21 protein-coding genes and 1 pseudogene are annotated in these 19,964 nt (G+C 32.1%); 11 read left to right on the forward strand and 11 right to left on the reverse strand.

Annotated features, from left to right (window positions below):
* Window positions 1–230: 230 nt before the first annotated feature.
* Entirely contained in the window at window positions 231–1,373 is a 1,143-nt protein-coding gene (locus ACJAX4_RS12435; RefSeq protein WP_435789776.1) for a PfkB family carbohydrate kinase, read from the forward strand.
* Window positions 1,374–1,483: 110 nt separating this feature from the next.
* Here ACJAX4_RS12435 and ACJAX4_RS12440 read toward each other — a convergent pair whose 3' ends face one another.
* From ACJAX4_RS12440 to ACJAX4_RS12465, 6 genes are all read right to left on the reverse strand, one after another.
* The gene (locus ACJAX4_RS12440; protein WP_435789795.1) at window positions 1,484–1,837 is read right to left on the reverse strand and encodes a L,D-transpeptidase; all 354 of its coding nucleotides are present in this window, start codon (window positions 1,835–1,837) and stop codon (window positions 1,484–1,486) included.
* Window positions 1,838–2,393: 556 nt separating this feature from the next.
* Window positions 2,394–3,089, reverse strand: a complete 696-nt coding sequence (locus ACJAX4_RS12445) for a LysM peptidoglycan-binding domain-containing protein (RefSeq protein ID WP_435789777.1) — start codon at window positions 3,087–3,089, stop codon at window positions 2,394–2,396.
* A gap of 84 nt (window positions 3,090–3,173) precedes the next feature.
* Window positions 3,174–4,025: a thiamine pyrophosphate-dependent enzyme gene (locus ACJAX4_RS12450; RefSeq protein ID WP_435789778.1), complete on the reverse strand. Its 852-nt coding sequence runs from the start codon at window positions 4,023–4,025 to the stop codon at window positions 3,174–3,176.
* 1 nt (window position 4,026) lies between these two features.
* Window positions 4,027–4,485: a hypothetical protein gene (locus ACJAX4_RS12455; protein WP_435789779.1), complete on the reverse strand. Its 459-nt coding sequence runs from the start codon at window positions 4,483–4,485 to the stop codon at window positions 4,027–4,029.
* A 90-nt stretch (window positions 4,486–4,575) separates the two neighbouring features.
* Window positions 4,576–5,409, reverse strand: coding sequence for a 2-oxoacid:acceptor oxidoreductase family protein (locus ACJAX4_RS12460; RefSeq protein ID WP_435789796.1), 834 nt, complete (start codon window positions 5,407–5,409; stop codon window positions 4,576–4,578).
* Window positions 5,410–5,551: 142 nt separating this feature from the next.
* Window positions 5,552–5,926 carry a desulfoferrodoxin gene (locus tag ACJAX4_RS12465; protein WP_435789780.1) on the reverse strand — a complete coding sequence of 125 codons (375 nt, stop codon included), beginning with the start codon at window positions 5,924–5,926 and terminating at the stop codon, window positions 5,552–5,554.
* Between the two features lie 214 nt (window positions 5,927–6,140).
* Here ACJAX4_RS12465 and ACJAX4_RS12470 point away from each other — a divergent pair, with 214 nt between their 5' ends.
* The 6 genes from ACJAX4_RS12470 to ACJAX4_RS12495 all read left to right on the forward strand — a co-directional run bounded on the left by ACJAX4_RS12470 (window position 6,141) and on the right by ACJAX4_RS12495 (window position 11,174).
* A complete protein-coding gene (locus tag ACJAX4_RS12470; protein ID WP_435789781.1) occupies window positions 6,141–6,626 on the forward strand; it encodes a ferritin family protein in 486 nt (161 codons plus the stop codon).
* A gap of 169 nt (window positions 6,627–6,795) precedes the next feature.
* Window positions 6,796–7,326 (forward strand): YbhB/YbcL family Raf kinase inhibitor-like protein, encoded by a 531-nt coding sequence (locus ACJAX4_RS12475; RefSeq protein WP_435789782.1) that lies wholly within the window; start codon window positions 6,796–6,798, stop codon window positions 7,324–7,326.
* 243 nt (window positions 7,327–7,569) lie between these two features.
* On the forward strand, window positions 7,570–8,259 hold the full coding sequence (locus ACJAX4_RS12480) for a response regulator transcription factor (RefSeq protein ID WP_435789783.1): 690 nt from the start codon (window positions 7,570–7,572) through the stop codon (window positions 8,257–8,259).
* 4 nt (window positions 8,260–8,263) lie between these two features.
* On the forward strand, window positions 8,264–9,652 hold the full coding sequence (locus tag ACJAX4_RS12485) for an ATP-binding protein (RefSeq protein WP_435789784.1): 1,389 nt from the start codon (window positions 8,264–8,266) through the stop codon (window positions 9,650–9,652).
* Window positions 9,653–9,690: 38 nt separating this feature from the next.
* Entirely contained in the window at window positions 9,691–10,095 is a 405-nt protein-coding gene (locus tag ACJAX4_RS12490) for a hypothetical protein (RefSeq protein WP_435789785.1), read from the forward strand.
* A 41-nt stretch (window positions 10,096–10,136) separates the two neighbouring features.
* Window positions 10,137–11,174 (forward strand): hypothetical protein, encoded by a 1,038-nt coding sequence (locus ACJAX4_RS12495; protein ID WP_435789786.1) that lies wholly within the window; start codon window positions 10,137–10,139, stop codon window positions 11,172–11,174.
* A 35-nt stretch (window positions 11,175–11,209) separates the two neighbouring features.
* On the opposite strand, the gene ACJAX4_RS12500 is transcribed toward ACJAX4_RS12495, so the two are convergent.
* The 5 genes and pseudogenes from ACJAX4_RS12500 to ACJAX4_RS12520 all read right to left on the reverse strand — a co-directional run bounded on the left by ACJAX4_RS12500 (window position 11,210) and on the right by ACJAX4_RS12520 (window position 15,395).
* A complete protein-coding gene (locus ACJAX4_RS12500; RefSeq protein ID WP_435789787.1) occupies window positions 11,210–12,136 on the reverse strand; it encodes a polysaccharide deacetylase family protein in 927 nt (308 codons plus the stop codon).
* A 444-nt stretch (window positions 12,137–12,580) separates the two neighbouring features.
* Window positions 12,581–13,111, reverse strand: a complete 531-nt coding sequence (locus ACJAX4_RS12505) for a GNAT family N-acetyltransferase (RefSeq protein ID WP_435789788.1) — start codon at window positions 13,109–13,111, stop codon at window positions 12,581–12,583.
* Between the two features lie 48 nt (window positions 13,112–13,159).
* Entirely contained in the window at window positions 13,160–13,924 is a 765-nt protein-coding gene (locus tag ACJAX4_RS12510; RefSeq protein WP_435789789.1) for a DUF975 family protein, read from the reverse strand.
* 115 nt (window positions 13,925–14,039) lie between these two features.
* A pseudogene (locus ACJAX4_RS12515) lies at window positions 14,040–14,348 on the reverse strand (L,D-transpeptidase); the annotation flags it as partial.
* A gap of 12 nt (window positions 14,349–14,360) precedes the next feature.
* Entirely contained in the window at window positions 14,361–15,395 is a 1,035-nt protein-coding gene (locus ACJAX4_RS12520; protein WP_435789790.1) for a peptidoglycan binding domain-containing protein, read from the reverse strand.
* A gap of 290 nt (window positions 15,396–15,685) precedes the next feature.
* Between ACJAX4_RS12520 and ACJAX4_RS12525 the strand changes: the two genes are divergently transcribed.
* From ACJAX4_RS12525 to ACJAX4_RS12540, 4 genes are all read left to right on the forward strand, one after another.
* On the forward strand, window positions 15,686–16,603 hold the full coding sequence (locus tag ACJAX4_RS12525; RefSeq protein WP_435789791.1) for a ketopantoate reductase family protein: 918 nt from the start codon (window positions 15,686–15,688) through the stop codon (window positions 16,601–16,603).
* A gap of 100 nt (window positions 16,604–16,703) precedes the next feature.
* Window positions 16,704–18,101 (forward strand): MATE family efflux transporter, encoded by a 1,398-nt coding sequence (locus ACJAX4_RS12530; protein WP_435789792.1) that lies wholly within the window; start codon window positions 16,704–16,706, stop codon window positions 18,099–18,101.
* 133 nt (window positions 18,102–18,234) lie between these two features.
* Window positions 18,235–19,014: a hypothetical protein gene (locus ACJAX4_RS12535; RefSeq protein ID WP_435789793.1), complete on the forward strand. Its 780-nt coding sequence runs from the start codon at window positions 18,235–18,237 to the stop codon at window positions 19,012–19,014.
* 17 nt (window positions 19,015–19,031) lie between these two features.
* The gene (locus ACJAX4_RS12540) at window positions 19,032–19,511 is read left to right on the forward strand and encodes a YbaK/EbsC family protein (protein ID WP_435789794.1); all 480 of its coding nucleotides are present in this window, start codon (window positions 19,032–19,034) and stop codon (window positions 19,509–19,511) included.
* The last annotated feature ends 453 nt before the right edge of the window (window positions 19,512–19,964 follow it).

Genomic DNA, 19,964 nt, shown 5'->3' on the forward strand with positions numbered 1-19,964 from the left:
AAAATTATAGCTTTACACAGTTTTCAAAAGACATAGTTATTAACCAGTTTTATGAAAAAAAAGACAATGGGGCTACAAGTTTTGGAAGTGGTGTTATATATATAAGAATTCCCAAAACCCTCAAGATTTTAGGGGATGAAGCATACCGGTAATTTTTATATAGTGGACAACTTCTAATTAATATTGTATTATTAAAGAATAAGAACCATATATTGGGGGGGGCTAACTTTATGATAATGGATTTAAAAAATAAGATTAATGACTTATTGATTGAGCTCGAGGGTAAAAATCCAAGTAATGAAAAAGTCTTAATTGGTTTGGATGGTTTTGTTGATAAAATCGTTCATGTGGTAGGAAAAAGAAAAAGTGTAACAGAATTTGATAGAATAAAAACCATTAAAAAATTTGGGGAAAGAATAGTAAAAGCCGCTGGACTTAGTACTAATTTTGAAATGGTAGTACTTCAGGAAAAACTTGGTGGCAATGGCCCAATATTAAGCAATGCATTTTTAACCTACGGACTAGGACTAACTTACATTGGAGCACTTGGGTATCCTCAAATAGACAATGTTTTTCAGCATATGAATGAAAATGGAAAGGTTTATTCGATAGCAAGTCCTGGAACTACAGATGCTCTTGAATTTGATGATGGAAAACTAATGATTGGTAAACTTGATTCTCTCAATGATGTTAACTGGGAAAATATAAAAAAAATCATTGGTATACCTAAGCTTACAGAACTTATAAATGATTCAAGTCTTTTTGGGCTCGAAAATTGGACTATGCTTCCACATATGAGTAGTATATGGAGTGGAATAATAGAAGAGGTTCTCCCTCGTATTGATAATAGTAAAGGGAAAAGATTCGTATTCTTTGATTTGGCGGATCCGGAGAAAAGGACCAATGAAGATATTATTGAAGCTCTTTCGCTTATACAAAAGTTTAGTAAATGCTTCAATGTAATACTTGGACTTAATTTTAAAGAAGCTGTTGAAATAGCTGAAGTTTTAGAGGTGAATGGATATAAATCTGATGACAGTGATGAAATTAAATTAAAAGAACTAACAGAGCAAATATCAAGTAAAATAGATATATATTGTCTTGTTATACACCCAACAGTAGAAGCGACAGCCGTAGTTAACGAAAACTACTATCATGTTGATGGCCCTTATACAGCTAGTCCAATACTAACAACAGGCGCTGGAGATAATTTTAATGCAGGTTTTTGTCTAGGGCAAATTCTTAGCCTAAGTCCAGAGCAATCCTTAATACTCGGAGTTGCAACTTCAGGGTATTATGTTAGAAATGCGAAAAGTCCAACATTTGATAATTTAAAAGAATTTTTAAATAACTGGCGTGAAGACAAAGTATAATAAAATACGACATCATTAAAATAAACAATGGAGTTCATATTATGAACTCCATTGTTTATTCTCTTTAGGTTGATTTTTAACGAACCATGTGAAAGTATTTTCAAGTAATGTTAGAATATCCTAACCACAGTACCTACTCTCGCATAATTGAAAAGGTCCTCCACGTCATTTGCATACATTCTCACACAACCGTTTGAGGCAGCTGTACCTATTGAAGGTGGATTATTGGTGCCGTGTATACCGTAATGGGGTTTTGACAAACCCATCCATCTGGACCCAAAAGGGCCTCCAGGATTAACCTGTTTGTTTGCTATGGTAAAAGTTCCTTTAGGAGTAGGAGTTGTAGGTTTACCTACGGCAACAGGATACGCCTTAAAAAAACTTCCGTTTCTGTACAAGGTGAGAGTTTTCGCCATAGTATTTATAGTAATGCTAAAAGGAATTGGCGAAATAGGCACACATATTACTAGCCCTTCATACAAATTAGTAGGGGCTACTCCGGGGTTTACATCTAATAAGCTCTGAAGGGGTATATTAAATGCTTTTGCAATTAAAGCAAAAGTTTCGCCTTTTCGGATAACATATGTGTTAAGCATCGAGCAGAGTGGCTGTACTGTTTTTTCTTGTGATACACAGATTTGCTGCCCTATGCGTAAATTCTCGGGAACAATGCTTGGATTTACCAAGAGAATAGATTTAATAGTAGTATTAAATTTATTAGCTATAGCGGCTAATGTATCTCCTTTTTTTACTTCGTATGGAGAAGTTCCAATTGGACATGTAGGGGCCTGTGGCTGTTGCATAGGTATACAAACCAGTTGGTCTACCCTTAAATTATAAGGATTTATGTCTGGGTTTGATGAAATAACTGCGGCTAGTGTTGTATTAAATTTGCTTGCAATTTTATACAACGTATCAGCAGTTTGTACTGCATAAGCGAATGTGTTTGCAGGACATTGACGATTAAAATCTGGATAGATCACAGAAACCACCTCGAAATCGAAATATTAAGTGATACCATCACAGTATCCTTACGGTTGTAACTACAGGTATAAGGTTAAAGAGCTCGCTTACATCTCTGTTGGACAACACAATGCTACGCCCCTCTGATACGTTTTCAATAAATTGCGGATTATTTGTCCCTTGTATACCGAAACCAGGTTCAGAAAGTCCGAGCCATCTTGCGCCACGGGTTACCCCGGGGTCTACCTGTTTATTTACTACTTTGAAAGTACCCCTAGGAACTAGGATCAAAGGGTTCTCAAGCCCGATTCTGTATGTTTTAAACACATTTGCGTTTCGGTATACTACAAGGCGACCTTCATTAACGTTAATTTCAACGTATACAAGAGGAGGTGTAACCGGTATGCATAATATCTGATCTAAATACAAATCATCAGGTTCAATTCCATAGTTTGAATATAGCAGCTGCTGAGCTGTAATATTAAAGTAGTTTGCTATTGAGCTTAGGCTATCTCCTTCAACAACAACATAGTAATTAGTTGTCGGGCAAGATGGATACATCTGAAGTTTTAGAGGGACACAAATTTGCTGCCCTATCTGTAAAGAATTTGGGTTTATGCCCGGATTTGACTGGATGATATCTTGTACAGTGGCATTATAGAAAAATGCTATATTTCCTAAAGTATCCTTCTCTCTGACGATATAAGGTACTGAGCCAGAAGGACACTGGTTGTCGGGATTACGATAGATCATATTTATCACCTCAAAAGTAGAATATATTTTCATTATATTCTATTAAATTTGAATGTGTACCTTATACATATATTTAAGAGATATCTATATAAAGTCTTGCATGAATCCTTTGACTTTTTCTAAATCTATATCCTTATCTATTAGAGCAGGCCCATCTCTTAAGAAATCAATTTTCTCATGAAAATCAGGTTTAATTTCTTTGTATAAAATTCCGAGTGGAATCTTATCGCCCCACTCCATGGATTTTTCAATCGCATTAAGCTTATTAGTTGCATCATAACTATCTTCTAATTTATATACTCTTTTTTTATACCACTGAAATGTATTAACTTTATTAAAACTTATACATGGTTGTAATATATCCACTAGTGCATAGCCTTTATAATTTATAGCTTCTTCCATTATATGCTTAAGATGTTCAGTGTCTCCGCTAAAGGCCCTTGCTACAAACCCTGCACCTAAAGAAATGGCCAGGAGCATCGGATTCATAGAGGCATTATTTGAACCATAAGGTTGAACCGCAGTTACATGACCAACATCAGAGGTTGGAGATGCTTGCCCTTTTGTAAGCCCATAAATCTGATTATTATGAACAAAATGCGTTATATCTACATTTCTTCTTATATTATGGATAAAGTGATTTCCGCCCTCGCCATAGGAATCGCCGTCTCCGGTATCTATTATTACGGTCATATTCTTATTAACGATTTTAGCGGCCGCGGCTGGAGGTAATGCTCTTCCATGAAGACCAGAAAATCCATTAGTGTTTAAATATTGCGGGGTCTTAGCTGCTTGACCTATGCCACCTACAACAAGTACTTCATGAGGCTTTTTACCTAGAGAAATAAGAGTTTCCTTTAATGCATTTAATATGGCGAAGTCGCCGCAACCAGGACACCAGGCTGTTTCAGTTGTTAAAATACTACAATCCTTCATTTTACTTTACCTCCTTTAGTTTATTATATATTTCCTCGGCGGAGATTTGCCTGCCGTCATATTTCAAAATGCTTCTATGGAATTCAATACCAGTATTTTCACGAATAAGTGAAGCTAATTGCCCTGTGGCATTTTGTTCAATATTAATGAGTTTTTTTGCTTTATATGACTTTTCTTTAATTAAAACTTCTGGTAACGGCCAAATATCTCCAAATATTAATGCGGAATATTTGATTTTTCCATCTTGATTAAGAAGATTCACTGCCTCCTTTATTGGGCTATAAAGAGAACCCCATCCAACAAGTAATGTATCAAACTCATCTTCTCCTATAAATTCTGGCTCAATTAATTCCTTTTTAAAAAGTTCCATTTTTCTAAGCCTTTTATCGTTCATTTCAATTCTAACTGAAGAGGATTCAGTTATATGTCCATATTCATCATGCTCATCACTGTCCACCATAACAGGATTATGAGATATACCACCTGGAACTATCCGTTTTGAAATTCCTGTTTTTGTTATTTCATATCGCTTATAATCTTTACCATCTAATTATTCTGCGTCACATAAATGCCTTTCTATTTTAACAGAGCTGAAATCAAAAGGTTTTATAGTTCTTTGGCAGTCTGCAAGATATTGATCACCGAGAAGTATAACTGGCATTTGATATTTGTCGGCTAAATTAAATGCTCTTATAGTTTGATAAAAGGAATCCTCAGGAGTTCTTAGCGATATGACCATCTTTGGAAATTCTCCTTGGGAACAGTTGATAACAAATCTAAGATCGCTCTGTTCAGTTCTTGTAGGTAGACCGGTAGCTGGGCCTGGTCTTTGTATTTCTGCAACTACAAGTGGTACTTCGAGTATGCTAGATAATCCTATGGCTTCTACCATTAATGCAAAACCACCGCCTGAGGTACCTGTCATGGAACGAGCCCCGGCGTAAGATGCACCAATAGCCATATTAATGGCTGCTATTTCATCCTCAGCTTGTTCTACTACAATTTCAGCTAGCTTGATTTTAGAAGAAAGATAATTCATTATACTTGTAGAAGGTGTCATAGGATAGGCTGAGTAAAATTTACAACCTGACGCCAAGGCTCCTAGAGCTATTGCCTCATTTCCATTTATTAGTATGCTATTATCATTGCCTTTAGCCTTTATAGGAAATTTAGAATTGGTTAGTTTATATCCCTCTTCAAAAGCAAGTAAATTTTGATTTGCAATTTCTGGTTTAAATGTTTCGCCCATTAATTTTTCTACATATGTTAAATCAAGCTTGAAAAGATTCAAAATTGCACCGAGTGCAACATTACCAAATACTCTCGGATTTCCAACACTTTTTGCTATAGTCTTTAAGGGGAGTTTAATTAGTATTACAGATATTTAATTTTTTATTTACTATACAAAAGGTATGATGCTTTTTATAGATATATGATGAATTTTATTTAAGGCGAAATAAAGTAGCAGTCACATCATATTATTGATGTGACTGCTACTTTATAAAATATGTTAATTTATAAACTATTTATGCTTTCCATAAGCCGTGAATATTACAATATTCTCGTATGCTTAAAACTTCTTCATTTATAAGAAATAGAGCTTGAGGTATTTCTCCAGGTTTTAGATGTTTTCTATATATTTTTTTAGCAGTTTGAACTTCTATCCATTCGATATAATGTGCTTCTAACATTGGATGTTCAACAGCACCGACTTTAACGAGAACGCCACCTTTGACATTTTCAACAACTGGCACATGTTTTTCTTTTGCTGCATCCACGGTATTTTCAATTTGTAATGTCATTGGTTGTCCGCAACAAACTAAAACACCGCCACTTTCATGTACAATCTCAACCATGTTACCACATAGTTCGCATTTATAGACTTGTTTAAGTTTAGTCATTACTATCCCTCCATCCTTATATTTTTAATTAGACAACTTAAGTTTAACCTTAATTGAGCAATATAAGAATAGTCTGACAGATGAATATATTTATGGGCTGTTAGCCAATTTACTATTTATACTGACTATTGTAAAATTATTATCAAACTTAATGAAATACTAAGAAGTATTTAGTGAATAGTATATAATAAATAAATTAAGAGGAGATGGTTTTATGACAAATAACACATTTACTGAATCTGAAATGTTTAAGGTTGCTATGCTAATGGAAGACGAAGGGTACAATTTTTACATTAATGGAGCTAACCATACAATCGGAAAAACTAAAGAATTTTTATTAGTTGCAGCTGGTCAAGAATTCATTCATAAAGAGAAGTTTAGAAAACTTTTTGATCAATTAATAGCTACTAAACAAGTTGATTCCGAATATCTATTTGATCCATTAGTAACCGAATACTTGAGAAATTTAATAGAAAATCAGGCTTTTAATAAAGAAGAGAATCCTAGGGATTCTTTTACAAATTTAAAGACAGCGATTACTCATGCGCTTAAATCAGAAGAGTTAACAATAAACATTTATACACAAATGTATGAAAAATCATCTCAAAATAATGTTTCGGAAATGTTGTCGATTATAATAGCAGAAGAAAAGGAACATGCAGCATATTTCTCTAAATTACTAGCAGAGATAGTAGCTTAGATATAGAGAATTTAAGTATTGATTCTGAAGAATTAAAGGCTGGATATCAGATTTCAGTATATACTGTTATAATTAAAGGAAATTATATTCACTTGTAGAAGTATATAGTTATGACAATAATTAGAATTAATTTATTTAGTAAACTAAAATAGGTTAGGAGGAAATAATTATGACTAATGATTTATTTGCAAAACTACCAAAGGCGGCAAGCTTTCAAGTCAACAGTACAGATGTTACAGATGGACAGCCATTTGCTTTAGCTCAGTTATCGGGAATGGCTGGTGTAAAAGGTGGGAAGGATATCTCGCCACAGTTGTCTTGGCATGGTGCTCCAAAAGGTACAAAGAGCTATGCAGTAACTGTATATGATCCTGATGCGCCAACTGGTGCGGGATTTTGGCATTGGGCAGTTGCGAATATTCCTGCGACGGTTGGTGAACTTAAAACGGGATCAGGAGATGACAACGGGCTAGAACTTCCTAAAGGTGCAATTCAATTACATAATGACGCAAGTAGTGCACGTTTTATGGGTGCTGCACCACCAAGTGGGCATGGAGTACATAGGTATTTAATTGTTATTCATGCACTAGATATTGAGGATATAGGAGTTCCAATTAACGCAACGCCATCAGCTCTTGGATTCAATATGTTTAGTCACACACTCGGTCGTGCGGTTTTGACGGCTACTGCTGAGCTATAATTACAAATATAAACAGCTTATTTTTACATAGTGTAAAAATAAGCTGTTTTTAAATTAGAAAATATATTGCTCACCAGGTTTAGATAGGAATATAGTGCTCTAATCCTAATTACGGAGTTATTACAAAACAATTACAATATTACTGCTTTTAAAATTTCATAGCTCAATTATGTTATAATCATAACTGATAATATAGAATGCTTAATGTATAAGATTATTGCGTTCTATGTAAGAGGTGAGATTATGAAAAAAAAAGTGCTCCTTATCGAAGATGAGGAATCAATTAGAGGTTTTATTAAAATTAACTTTCAAAGAAATAATTTTTTAGTGTTTGAAGCCATATCTGGAGAAGAAGGGTTAGAAAAAGTAAATTCGGAGAAGCCTGATTTAATAATTTTAGATATAACTCTTCCTGGTATGGATGGATTTAAAACCTGTGAATTTCTAAGAAATGATTTTCCGGATTTGGGTATTATCATGCTTACTGCTAGAGGACAAGATATGGATAAAATCATGGGCCTTGAGTATGGTGCTGATGATTACATGGTAAAACCATTTAATCCACTAGAACTTATTGCAAGAGCAAATGCCTTGCTTAGACGAATGAATAATAGTGAAGATAAAAATCTAAAACAATTAAATTCTGGGTGCTTTATCATAGATACTGATTCAATGAAGGTATATAAAAATCGTCAGCTTCTAGATTTAACTCCTAAAGAATACTTGCTTTTGAAGACCTTCATGGAAAATGAAGAAAAAGCGTTTAGTAGAGATGATTTATTAAACACAGTATGGAATTATGATTACTTTGGAGACTCTAAAATTGTAGATGTTAATATACGACGTCTTAGAGAAAAAATTGAAACTACTCCTTCTAAACCTGAGTATATTGAAACAGTATGGGGTTTTGGGTATAGATGGAAAAAGAGGTGATAAATTGAGAGGTATAAAAGCCAGACTTATTTGGAGTTATCTATTAGTGATTGTTTTCACTGTAATCACCCTAGAAGTTGTTATTACTGTTTCTGTAGGTAAATATTACTATAAAAATACGGAGGCACTCCTTTCAAAACAAATTAAGAGTTCGGTTGATTTTTATAATAATAATTTTTCTTCATCTAGTCTAAAGGAAAATGTGGAAAATAACGCTGATATCTTTTGGAAAAACACCTCCGCTGAGGTCCAAATTATTGATGACTCAGGAATGATGCTAATGGATTCCATTGGTAATTTTGATTATAATCCCATTCAAGACGATGATGTTAAAAAAGCATTACAAGGTGAACTTGGAACTTTTATTAAGAAAGATAAGGGCACAAAAGAAAAATTCATGTACGTTTCTTACCCATTAAAATCCTATAATAAAATAGAGGGTGTTTTACGTTTCGTTACGCCTTTATCTGAGGTAGATGCGCTGATTTGTAAAATAATATTTCTTTTCTTAAGTGTTGGAGCACTGGTTATTGTGATTTTTGGTGGTTCCAGTATATTTATTTCTAATACTATTGTAGGTCCATTAGAGGAAGTGAAAAACCTAGCTAAGATATTTGCGTCTGGAAACTTCACTGAAAGACTTGAAAAAAGAAGAAATGATGAAATTGGAGAACAATCCGATACATTTAATTTTATGGCAGAAGAAATTCAAAAAAACCAAAAATTAAAAAATGAATTTATTGCGTCTGTTTCTCATGAACTTAGGACACCCCTTACATCCATAAAGGGGTGGGCGGCAACTATTAGTTCTGGAACGTTAGAAGATAGAGAAGAAATTTTAGATGGACTTAACATCATAGAAAAGGAAAGTGATAAACTTACGGTAATGGTGGAAGAGTTGCTAGATTTTTCTAAATTTATATCTGGAAAAGCACCACTTACAAAGGAATATGTAAACATTCAAAGTATTATAGCCTACATAGAAAAACAATTTATGCCAAAGTCCATACGGCGAAGTATTGTGTTTACTTGCAAAATAGAAGAAAATTTACCGCCAGTTTTTGCAGATAAAAAAAGGATAAATCAAGTTATTATTAACATTTTAGATAATGCTTTTAATTTTACAAAAGAAGGGGGTAATGTAACATTAGAAGTGTGCATTTACAGTGATAATATTTGCGTTATTATAAAGGATAATGGAATAGGTATTCCAGCAGGGGATTTACCTAAAGTAACAGAAAAATTTTTTAAAGGCAGAACAAGTATGTCACAAAATGGAATAGGTCTCTCTCTCTGTAAAGAAATTATAGAAATGCATAATGGTAAACTTGATATTTTAAGTGAATGCGGCACGGGTACAGAGGTTAGAATATTAGTACCTTTAACAACATAAGAAATAATACAATTAAAATGTATAAGAGGTGACTCTAAGTGAAAAAATTATTATGTTTATTTTTTATCCTATTTTCCATTATAGTTTTTATATGGAGTCAATATGTAGGATTAACTTTAAACACTCAAGTATTACATAAAAAACTCACTGTCTCTCCTATAGAAGGAAGCTGGACAGTAGAAAAATATGTTTCTATTGATGGTGCTACAATAAATGATAAAAAGGCAAAACAATTAATTGGACAGGTTGCTTATTTCAGTGGAACTACAGTTGATTTTAATGGTAACACCTCTAAGGAATCTAAATATAAAGTAAAATCTGTGGACACTAGTAGCTATTTTTGGAATGTTATAAAAATAAGTGCTAAATCTTTAGGAATACAAATGATAATGTTCAAATTATTACCATTAACTCCGATGATATTTTTTATGATGAGTACATAAAGCTTAATGATGTAACTTTGATAAAGAAATATGAGGATATTTTGCTATATTTTCATAAAGAAAAAGATACTAGTGCCAATCTTACTCATAATAAAGAAAAAGAAGAGAATACGAAAATTTTAATAAGTAATGCGGAAAAGGAAATAAGATCTAAGTCAGGACTATTACTTGGACTAAGGTATAAAAACCCTAAAGTAGGAGCTGGAGGGAATAAATATTTATATAAAACCATATGGATTAGTTCAGTAAACTCTAAACTTCTTCCCATTGCTGAAACTAAAGATTTACTACTTCCAAGGCAAGATGGATTTTGGAAAGTAGGAATAAGTAAGAAAATAGAAAATGGAGATGCTAAGGATGTACTTTGGACTTATCCAGTTAATTCAATTGATTCTACTAAACCGATAGATATAGATTCAAAGCAAATAAATTACGGCAAAAGAGAAGGTAACATTACTATTAAATTTTCAGGTAGCAATTATATTTCTACAGAAAATGTACAAGATGTAAATAACAATAATTTAGAAAAAGATTACTGTAATAATCAGCTTAAAATACTTCCAATAGATAATCTAATGGGAGAATCCATAAAACTTACAAGCATATTGGGAAGAGAAATAGAAAAGTCCACTTTGCCAGGCTCGATTTTAGATATATCTAAAAACATTCAAAGCAAAAATTTGAAAAATGTGGATGGTAATTGGGGCGTGATAAGAAGAAGTGGACGATGGATACTAATAGGAAGAATGGAAACCAAAATCAATAGTGAACAATCACTTGTAGATTTTGATATTTCTTATGCTACACCTAAATCTTTAACTACCTATGATAATTTATATCCTTCTTTTAACGTCATAAAAACAAAGGTGCCTAGTGCAGTGGATGCTTATTCCTCACCTAATAGAGATTTTGTTGTTGTTCTAACTGCTGCAAAATTAATGGTTTTTACTATAGAAGGTAATAACCTCAATGAAAATTTGTTGACTTTGGAGCTTAAAGCAGGAGAAATACCGGTAATGTCACATTGGGCTACTGGTAGTTATGTGGATGATTGGCAAAAAAAAATAAATAAATACTAAATTTATATGCGGCTAGGGCATATAAATTTAGTACTCTATTTTATTGTTCCAAAATCATATCCTTGTTCTTTTAAATATTGTATAATTTGCGGTAATGCATTAGCAGTTTGCATTTTACCATAGGTGTCATGCATCAGTATAATTACTTTTGGTGTTGTTCCAACTTGTTCCTTTAATATGGTCAATAACTCTTTTGAACTTTTATTCCTCGTGCCCGCTGCGTCTCCAATTTCTATATTCCAATCTATACTAATTATATTTTTTTCCGAAAGCCTTGCATTAAGCTCTGGTAAGTTTGGATCTCTATAATATGTTCTTGACATATATCCTCCTGGAAGTCTCAAAAGCCTTGTATTAAAACCATTACTAAGGATGTTTTTTAATGCCTTATCATTTTTATTTACATCATCCATGAATACAGGTACATTAACTTTGTTGTTAGGGAATAACAATCTGCCTCTATTATGAGAATACGTATGATTACCTATTGCATGTCCTTCATTAAATTCACGTTTTACTAGTTCTTTGCTTTTTTCATTCTTTTCTATATTTTCTCCGAGCAAAAAAAATGTTGCTTTAATATTATACTGTTTTAAAGTATCTAGTACTATGGGGGTCACTGTAGTAGAGGGACCATCATCAAAGGTGAGAAAGGCAATTTTATTGCCAGCATTTTTTTCTTTATAAGCTACAATGGAACTTACTTTTTCAGCATCATAAATAATTTTTTCGACTTGTTCATGTTCGGGGGTGATTTTTATTGGTTTATTACTGATTTCATTATTTTTTTGTGATCCACCATTAATTGTAGTAGTAACTGCTATAGTTACAGGTTCTGCGTTAACGTCTTCTTCAGGAAAGCTTTTGACTATTGTGATCGTACCTATTAATATTAAAACAATACAACTAAAGAATAATTTTGTTTTTATAGTTTTCTTACTAATTCTTTTGTTTTTATTCATAATCACCACTCCATTAACATTTTATTTGTAAGTAACAATTAACAGTAGTTAATATAATAATGCTTCAATAAGGCTTGTACATTTTTGTAATATTATCAACCTCAATGTAGAATTATGTTATATCTATACCTTTATATTACTACTTATACTTGTGTCATAGATTACAAAATTGTTACAATTATATAACATATTCGTTTTAAATATTGGGGGGATTATTATTTAACTTGGAAGCTGTTAAAGCTTATAATAATGACAGATGCCGGTGAGAATCAAATAAAATGAGCCCTGCTAAATACAGAACTCATTTTCAAGTAGAATAGGTCGTTTTAATTCCATACTTACTCGCTCCAAACATAAGAGCAAACCCTAAAACTGCGCTTAATAAGGCCCAAATGGTATTTACTGACGAATACATGCTTGTCTTAAATGACAAGCTAATTTAATTTAGTACATATAACCTAACATATCTAAGTACCCATCTTTCCAAACTCTGTTTCCGGTTGGCTTAATCATTAACTCTTTAATTAGTTCTTCTCCAGTACCTAATATTTTATGTTCATCTATTTTTGTCCACTTACATGTGTTATTTACCGATATGAAACCATTTTTCAGATAAAATGACTCAATATCAGTAAATAACAGTAAAAAATCTAAACTATGAGCTGCTGAGAAACTTTCAATTGTTTGCAGTAATTTAGAAGCTAGACCATTACCTCTATATTCTTCTTTTATACAAATATCTACTATGCCTAAGACGCTTATAACCATACCATTTAAATTCATTACTCTATAGTCTAAGCCTACATGTCCTATCAAAACATCTTTATCAAATGCTAAATATCTAAAATGTGGTATTTGTTTATAATATATTCTATCCTTTGGATAGATGTCTGGAAAACTTTGTATTAATAAATTTTGTATTCTTTTTTCTAATTTATCATCAATATCATACTCGTTTATCTTTGTAATCTCCATTTTAAAACTCCCTTTTAAAAAAAAATATAATATTTTATTTATAAAGAACTAAAAAGTCTGCTTTATTTGAAGTTCTTGATAGCTGCAAAGACCTTTATCTAGTGCGTTTTGGCGTAATTCTAGATACAATTCTGCTTTTGTAGCGTTTTCATAAGGCATAACAAAAAAGGCTCCGACGAAAAATAGTAATGTGCCTAATAAATACCATCCGATAAATGAGAGATCTAATATCCACATATCTAGTTTTTCACCGTCGGTCATTTTATCACTTAATTCTAGTGCACGTTTGTAATCAATGTTTGGATTGTCTGATAATATATAGGGTACCATTCTGTAAGCATATGATTTTATAATTCCCGGTATGATAAGTAACAAGAACCAAAGAAAGGTTACAATACTTCTCCAAAGCATGGTTTTTATGATATTAAAATACCTTCCAAAGCCAAAACCATATCCTAAATAATTCAGATTTATATTATTTTGTGCTGATTGCACAAAGTAACGTCTTCCTCCTACTTCAAGGGTATATCCTAAAAGTATACGAACTGCCAATGCAATTACAAATATTGTGATTAAGGTTATGAAAGTAATTAAAAGTAAAAATGGAAATATACTAGTAATATTTATGCCGAAAAGATTAAATCCACTGATTGGTGTTTTATCACCAAAACTCCAGTTGAAGTTGTTTATATCAATAAAATTATTATCGCTGCTTCCAATAATTGCTAAAACTAAACTAACTACAAATGCATTCCAATAAGAAATTTTTAAAACTGCCTTTGCTCTATTTTTCAAGAATTTACGAGTCCACATTTTATATCCCCCAATTATAATTAATTTACTTCATAAATATGTATAATTATAACTCATCTTAATTAAAGTAACAATCATATCAAGAAAAATGAGGCGACTGGATGTCACCTCATTTTCAATTGTAACAAACAACTGGAATACCTGCCTCGATGTTATTAAAGATTGCTTTTGCCAAATAGTAAGGTGAATTTATACAACCATGAGAACCAGATGTCTTATATATATTTCCTCCAAATGAACCTCGCCAGTTTGCATCATGAATTCCTATGCCGCCGTTGAATGGCATCCAAAAGCTAACAGGAGCGGCATAATCTGCACCCCTTAGAACAGCATCTTTTAGTTTGTATTTTAATTTATAAATGCCCCGTGGTGTTCCATGATTAGAACTTATGTTTCCTGTGACAATGTCTCCTTGTGATATTAGAGTGCCATTTTTTTAAAACCATAAATGTTGATTTGTAAGATCTATTTCCACATAGGTATTTCCAATATCATTACTACTATGAGAGGATGCAGTTTGAATGTATTCTGGTTCTTTTGCTATAGTTTGACCTGCTTTTAGTGCAGCAATTAGAGCTTGCGTCTCTTTAATTCTGTTAATGGACCAACCGTAATCACCGCCACCGACCGTTATTGTCTTTCTTTTCGATGTAATAAAATTCCTCGTAGCGCCGATTGTATTATGACTTATAGAAAGTACATCTATATAATTTTTGGCTTCTTTTTCATCAAATGTGACGTTAAGATTCTCGTCAACTGTAAGCCATTTATTTATTGTAGAGGCATCTAAAGTCTCCTTCTGTTTTCCGAAAGTATATGTGACTTTTGAAGTAGCATATTTGTTAAGTGAGTTTAAAGTGTCGATGGTTTTTTGAGATTTTGAAGTGTACTGTGACTTAACATAGCAATTAATTGATTCCAAATCTATTGTAGTTTCTTCTTTAAGGATTGCGGCCGCCACATAACCATGTAAAATGTCACTACTTACCTTGGTTCCATCAACTTCACTTTCAATTACATAACCATCATCTGTATACTTAAAGCTGGCATTTTTAGGCTCGACTATGTTACTGCTATTAAAACAAGAAAGCTTAATAAGTCGTTCTTTTAAAAGTAATTTGTCGTATTTAACTCCTTCTATCATACGAGAATTTTTAGAGTTAAAAACTGCTCCAACCCATTTATACGGATTTTGTTTATCTTTGAAGTCCTTAAATTTTCCATCGGAGTTATAACTTAATCCAACTTCTTCTCCTTTAATTTGTTCGTTTTTTCCGCCACGTTCTTTTATATTTAATGCATAAGTATGAAGCTTAGATGCCAATTGCGTATTTACTACCTCTACATTTTTACCTGAAACATTAATGGCATTTATTGAATAACCGAAATAAAAATGATTCATGAAATATATTGCCATTCCAAGATATATAGCAAGTATAGCCCAAAGAGAAATTATAATACCTATAACCATTTTCTTATGGGTTTTTAATGCCTTTATTATTGAATTTTCTACTTTGTTTTCCGTAATGTTCCCCCTTTATATCACTATAAAATCAAAATTAGTACGTTCTATTTTTGCGTCTACATTTCAATATGTGGTTATATTTAATTTTATGTGCTAACTTTCGTATTTAAAACAATATTATTAAGTTATTTATCAATTTTAGCAAACTGAGATTGCACTATATAAAAGCATGATTTATAATATAATAAAAGCAATATCAAGAAAAAATAATTTTAATGAAATGAGTGAGAATACGTATGGAGATTAAAAGAGTATCAATTATCGGACTCGGAGCATTAGGAATCTTATTTGGAAATCGTCTATCGAAGAAAATGACGACTGAAAATTTGAAGTTTATTGCTGACAGCTCTAGAATAGAAAAATATGAAAAAAACCATGTGTATTGCAATGGTGAACACTGCGAGTTTAATTATGTTACCTCGGAAGATATATGCGAACCTGCAGACTTAATTATTTTTGCTGTAAAATACAGTAACCTTACAGATGCTATACAAGCTGTAAGGAACCAAGTAGGTGAACACACTATTATTTTATCTGCATTAAATGGAATTACAAGTGAGGCTATTATTGGTGAAGTTTACGGAATGGATAAAATCTTATATTGTGTGGCACAAGGGATGGACGCGGTTAAAGAAGGAAATGAATTAACATATCATAATATGGGAATGCTCTGCATTGGAGAAAAAGAGCCAGGCATTGTATCACAAAAGGTTAAGAGGGTTTCAGAGTTTTTTGAAAAGATGGAAGTTCCATATGAAGTGGATACTGATATGTACAAGAGACAATGGGGTAAGTTTATGCTAAATGTTGGCGTAAATCAAACGGTTGCTGTATATGAAAGTGATTATGGTGAAATTCAAAGAGTAGGTGAAGCAAGAAACGCGGTGATTTCTGCTATGAGGGAGGTTATAGCATTGTCTGAAAAGGCAGGAATTAACTTAACGGTAACCGATATGAACTATTGGCTTAAGATATTAGGAACATTAAATCCAAAGGGTAAGCCGTCAATGCGCCAGGATATGGAAGCAAGACGTTATAGCGAAGTAGAATTATTTGCAGGTGAGGTATTGAAGATGGGTAAAATATATGGCATCTCTACGCCTGTAAACAAAATGCTATATGATAGAATAAAATTTATAGAAGATAAGTACTAAGATAAAAAATATCTATCTGTTTATTCAGATAGATATTTTTTATTGGTTCAACTAATATACTTAATAATAATAATAATTGATGTTGTGAGGTATATTATGCATGGCAAGTAGTGAAACAACCAACGAAGTACTCAATACTTCGCTACCGGTAGTTGCGGAGATAACAATATATACGTTAATGTCTATTTTTGATTTAATGATGATTGGGAGATACGGTGGGAATATAGCTGTAAGTGCAGTGGGGTTAAGTAACAATTTAACAAATTCATTTATTGAAATATTTATTTCTGGTGGACTTTGTATAGGCATTGTTTCACTAGTTTCTAGATTAGTAGGTTCAAAACAGTATAAAAATGCTGAGAAATTCGCTACAATAGGATTTATTTTAGGCGCTTTCATTTGTTTGATTATTACTATATTAATCTTTACTTTTGGGAAACAGTTTCTTTATATACTCGGTGCAAGGAATAAAGTATTAGATATAGGTTATTCATTTATAAGAATAAATTCTATAGCCATGTTTTTTAGTATGAATATGAGGCTTTTAAATTCTATTTTAATAGGATACGGAAATACTTTTATACCATTCATATGTTCATTAGTTGTAATTTCTTTTAAAATAACTTTGAATTATGTATTGATTTTTGGAATTGTGTTTAAGGCAAGGGGTATAGGAGGTGCTGCTATAGCTTCTGCGATTGCATATTCGTGTGGTTTTATATTTTCTTTTTATTATGTTATTTCAAAGTCTAAAATCAAGGTTAAATCTTTTTTTACTTTTAGAATTTCGCCTAAAGATATCAAAAGAATATTGTCCTTAGCTATTCCTTGTTCATTAGAAGAGGCGACTTTCAGTATTAGCAAACTCATATGTGTTGCTATTATAATTAAATCAGGCAGTGTTTCTTTTGCAGCTGATGAAATAGCTAATATGATAGAAGGGATTTCGGTTATGCCCAGTATTGGATTCGGGATAGCTGTCATTGCTTTAGTAGGAATTAATACTGGAAAAAGAGATTTTAAAAAGGCGAAAAAATCTACATATAGCTGTGTTTTTTATGCTATCTTTATGATGAGCATATTTGCAATAATATTCTTATTTATGTCAAATATCTTGGTGGATTTTTTTGTAAATGAAGACGAAAAAAAAGTTGCCTATTTAGCAGGCAAATGTCTTGCGATTGGAGCATTGGAGCAACCATTTATAGGTATATCAATGGTTTTTGCTGGTGCATTAAAAGGAATGGGAGATGTTAAAAGTCCATTTTTTATTTCATGTTTTACTAGTTGGGTTATACGGCTACCTTTAACCTATTATTTTATACATGTTTCAAAATACCCAGTTACAGCGGTATGGTGGATTACGGCGCTACAATGGGGATTAGATGCATTGCTTATGTATATCATCTTTAAATACAAATTTAGTAAATTGCCAAAAAAGGCAATAAGTCGTAGCATAAACTATGTTTCAAGATACTACTCACATAGAATTATCTAGACAGAAACGAAATTATTGTGTGTTTTATTGTATCTAAATGTTATAAAATTTGTTATATTGTTTAATATTTAAAATATATGTTATCATATAGGATGTAGGGAAACTATAATTCATGTTAAAGGGGGAAATTGTAGTGAAAAAACGCCACCAATTATTAATAGCTCTAATAATTAGTTTATTATTTGGCGCATATAATTATATTATTTTAAAGGAACATAAGAAAAACGCAGATGAGTTGTTTATGTATAGTTTATCAAATGTACAAGCAAATTTTGCGTCTGACTCCAGTAAATTTGATGATAATGATAAAATTTTTTATTATATGCACACATACGCCAACTTACAAACAGCTGTATATACCTTAGGTTCCACTTCATATGCGAGTATTGAAAACCATAAGCAATTATCTGATTCACTAAGTGAACTTTTGAGGTATATGAATGATTTAGACAGAGTTAAGAGTAGATGGAAAGGTGTTTCTGAGAATTGGAATTTTATTAATGAATATTTAAGTTATGTAGTTATAAATCCAAACGATAAAAAAAATACTGAAGCACTTTACAAACTTAGTCATAATTTACGTTGTAATCTTCATGATTTAGTAATAAATTATGAAGGCGCTAGTCCAAATTGGACTGTAGACTATAAGATTGATGGTAATGAGGAAGCACATGACACTTATTACACAATCAAATACATTGGGAAAGGTGATGATAAAGTAAAGGAAGTCAATTACTCAATAGATAGTTCTAACGAAGGAGAAGAGGGTGAATTCACACTTGAAAATACTAAGGTGCATACTGGTAAATTGAAATTCACAGTAGGAATGCCAAAATCTACTGATAGAGATATTACAATCGATATAGAATGGAATGGAAAAAAAGAGTCGTTAATACTAAATAAGTCTAAATAACGAAAGGATGATAAATTATGGCAATAGAAAAAGTGCAAGAGTATTTTAAAAAATGGGGTAAAGATAAAGAGATTTTAGAGTTTGAAACCTCTAGTGCAACGGTTGAACTTGCAGCACAAGCGCTAGGTGTTGAGGGAGCAAGAATTGCTAAAACTATCTGTTTTAAAGATGGAGACGGTGCCATGTTAATAGTTACGGCAGGAGATGCAAAGACAGATAACAGGAAATTTAAGGATGAATTTGGTTTTAAAGCAAAGATGATGACACCAGATGAAACACTTGAGTACACAGGACATGCAGTAGGTGGAGTATGCCCCTTTGGCCTAGAAAATGATGTGCCTGTATTTTTGGATGAATCTCTTAAGCGATTTGAAACTGTTTATCCTGCCTGTGGAAGCAGCAATTCAGCTATTAAACTAACATGCGAGGAGCTTGATAAGTATTCGCACAATAAAAAGTGGGTAGATGTCGGTAAAGGGTGGGAATTAGCGTATTAGAAAAAAAATTAATTTTAAAAAATAATTATTTAATTAACAATGTAAACAGTTATGAAATGAGGTGACAATGCGTTAATTCATTCATTGATATGCTTTATGTATTTTTATACCAAATGAATTATAGTACCAAGAAGCTAACTCTAGTCATATACTAGTAGCTTTGAGGTGCTATTTTTTTATATTTACAAGTAATTCCAAAACATATAAAATTCATATTAACGAAAATCTTGCAATATTCAGAATATTAAAAACACACAATTAAGTAAACTTAATGTTATGATGCAAGCACAAATCAAAGAGTTCATTATCTTTATACATGCTCTAAAACGCCTAATATAGCTAAAAATATAGAACTAATTCAATTTCTAACTTGTTTCTTTATTTTAATAATTACACTTTTTAACATTGATAAAAATTTGACAAAGTCTTTAAAAGTGGTATTATTAGTATAAT

The organism is Clostridium sp. (genome assembly GCF_051278035.1).
Lineage (GTDB): Bacteria > Bacillota > Clostridia > Clostridiales > Clostridiaceae > Clostridium_AD.